Origin of the sequence: uncultured Mucilaginibacter sp. (genome assembly GCF_903913935.1) — a bacterium.
Lineage (GTDB): Bacteria > Bacteroidota > Bacteroidia > Sphingobacteriales > Sphingobacteriaceae > Mucilaginibacter.
This window is the reverse complement of record NZ_CAIWNH010000391.1, coordinates 1-2,902: the sequence shown is the minus strand read 5'-3', so window position 1 is coordinate 2,902 and position 2,902 is coordinate 1. Positions and strand designations below refer to the sequence as shown.

The 2,902-nt window shown below is 41.8% G+C and carries 3 protein-coding genes; all 3 read right to left on the bottom strand.

What is annotated here, in order from left to right:
* A partial coding sequence (locus tag QZY09_RS15685; protein ID WP_295673886.1) for an HlyD family efflux transporter periplasmic adaptor subunit occupies positions 1 to 802 on the bottom strand: 802 nt, incomplete at its 3' end.
* 19 nt (positions 803 to 821) lie between these two features.
* Complete coding sequence (locus tag QZY09_RS15680; protein WP_295673885.1) at positions 822 to 2,138, bottom strand: TolC family protein; 1,317 nt, start codon at positions 2,136 to 2,138, stop codon at positions 822 to 824.
* Positions 2,139 to 2,151: 13 nt separating this feature from the next.
* Positions 2,152 to 2,778 carry a TetR/AcrR family transcriptional regulator gene (locus QZY09_RS15675; RefSeq protein ID WP_295673883.1) on the bottom strand — a complete coding sequence of 209 codons (627 nt, stop codon included), beginning with the start codon at positions 2,776 to 2,778 and terminating at the stop codon, positions 2,152 to 2,154.
* Positions 2,779 to 2,902 lie beyond the last annotated feature (124 nt).

Below are 2,902 nucleotides of genomic sequence, written 5' to 3'. Positions count from 1 at the left end.
TGAAATTGATCACCCCGTCGTAGGTACGGTAATTGCCGGCATCCTTATCCACCAAAACCTTAACATGCTGGTTTAATTTAACCTGTGCCAGTTGCGTACCAGTGATATACGCTCTCAGTGTTACAACCGAAAGATCGCCTATTTTATAAAGGGCCTTGCCAGCCGAAGTTATTTCACCTGCCATTGCGTATTTAGTAAGCACTGTACCGTTAATTGGGTTTTTGATATTTGCACGCTTCAACTGGTCGTTAATTTGTGCTACGGATTTACTCAGCGGTTTTGCTTCACTCAAAACGCTGCTGTTTTGGGTGCCAGTAGTGGTTTCCTGTACTTTTATCTGCTGTTCGTTTACCGCGATCTGTTTTTTTAACACATCAATCTGGTTGTTCCAGTCGTCCAGTTGTTTTGTGGTGGCGGCATCTGCTTTTATCAGGCGTTCGGTACGCGCCCTTTCTGATAGTGCGTTGGCCAGTTGTGTTTTTTGAACCGCGATCTGGTCTTTAAGCACTTGCACTTGTGGCCCTACGTCCATTGTTTTTTCATGCAAAGCACTTATGGAAGCCTCCACCTGCGCCTTTTGCAACTCAAGGGGAATAGAGTCTATTATGCCTACAATGCTGTCTTTTTTCAGCAGAGAACCTTCATCGATATTCAGCGACAGGATCTTCCCGGGCACTTCCGAAGATACGATCACTTCATCCACCTCAAATGTGCCTGATGCATCCGATAAATGATCATTTAAACTACATCCTGTGAATAGCAGGGGCATTATCATGATGTATAAAAATATCCGTGTTTTCATGCTAGTAATCGTTTGTTTCTTAATTTTTGATATTGCCTATGGTATTCTGGTAGCTGTATTCCGCCTGTAAAAGCTGCATTTGGTGCAGGATCAGGTTTTGCCTGGCCTGGTCTTCATTATTTACCTCGTTAATATAATCATGTGCGCTTATTACACCGTTTTCAAGCTGTGCGCTTGCCGCTTTTTTAACCGACTTGCGCAGCGCGATGATGGCATCATCGTTTTTTACCAGTTGCATATATTTTTCTATGTCGGCGTTTTGCTGTTTTTGAGTGACGCTGGTATTAAAAAGGAAGGATTCTTTCTGTATATCCAGGCTTTTCCGGTTAATATCAAGTAATTCTTTCTGGTTTTTTAAAGTGTAAAGGCTGCCTAAGTTCCAGCTAAGTTTTAATCCGCCAATATAATACCACTGAAAATTATTACTCAAAGGATTTAATCCGGGCCTGCCATAGCCTCCTTGTGCAAAAAAGCCGAAATGTGGTCGTAACTGTGCGTTTAATAATTTGTCCTGCAAGTCGAAGGTTTTTTTCTGGTATTCATAGGTCAATAATTCGGGCCTGCTGATAGTTTGGCTTAATGCAGGTTCTGCAGGTCTTTCAAGTACCGTGTTTTCATCAAGCGGACTGTTGATAAACAAACCCAGCATATCAAGGAAAGCTTTTTTGGTAGCCATCAGTTCTACTCTCGCCTGTTCTGTTTGTAATATTTGTGCCGATAGTTCATCAACGCTGCTGCGGTAGGCCGTGCCGTTTGCCACCAACGCTTTTGCTTTGTCGATACCATTTTGCACGTCGGCTTTTAACAGGTCGTTTTGTTTAAGTTGCTCATTTACCAGCAGTGCGCCAAAAAATAACTGGTTTACGCGGTCATACAAGGCATACAATTGAACTTCCAGGCTTTGTTGCTGTATGATCTCATTCGCTTCGGCATTTTGCTTTTGGTTGCTGATAACGCCGCCGTCATATATGGTCTGGTCTAACTCGCCGAATATTTTATACTGATCCTTGCTGTAATTGGGCAATGTAAAGCCCTTTATGGGGATAGAAAATGGAAATGTAGTTACATTGGATTGATAAGTTGCCTGCCCGTTTACCGAAAATGCCGGTAAATAGCCTTTCGCTGCGTTCGAAACCGAGTATGCTGCGGTTTTAGTGATCAGCTCTCTTTGCTTAATAAGGGGGTAGTTTTTCCGTGCAAGGTTATAACATTCATTTATCGTTAACGATTGCGAACTGGCAACAGGCGTAAATGGAATTGCCGCAAAAAGCAGGAGCATTACCCTGAACCATTGTTGGTTAAACTGAAATATTTCGGCCTTAAATATTTTGGTCATTTTGATGAAAAATTTAAAGGTTTATGATGCTGACGATCCATAACGGGATTAATTTTTTCCGCTCTTCAATTATTTTTCTGAATTCTTCTTCTTTTACTATCCCGGTTTTGAGCATCAAAGGCCGCCCGATAAAAGGAAAGACGATCAACCCAAGCATATTCATCATGATATTGACCGGATGAAAATTAAGTTTGCCTTCTGCCTGTAGCTGCCGGATCTGTTTTGCAAAGTGCGACTCTAAAAATAGTTTGCCGTTGCCGGTCATTTTCGGGAGCCTGTCTGACCCCGATCTCATTTCACTCACTACGAATAAGGGCAGTTCCGGATTTTCCAGCAATAACTCCAGGTAATTGTCCACTATCCCGCTAATCTTTTCGTTTAAAGTGGTTGATTCATCATAAATCACCGGCTTTATTTTGTCAAAAAGGATTTTCATGGTTTCAGCCATGATCAGGTCGAACAGCTTTTCCTTACTCCTGAAATAGTAATTCACTAATGCCTGGTTAATGTTTGCCTGGGCGGCAATATCCCTCACTTTGGTCGCGGCATACCCTTTGCCGGTGAATACAATCCGGGCAGCTTCTTTGATCTTTTCTTCTGTTGAAGTGTCGGGATTTGTTATGTTATCAGGTTTATCCATGCTGAGAAATTTCCATACAAACCTATGTTAAACAAAATAATTAAACAAATGTTTAAAACAAAAAATTAATTATTGTAGCTGCCATTATAAAAACCTTCCCCCGGTGAAGGAAATTCGTTCGGGC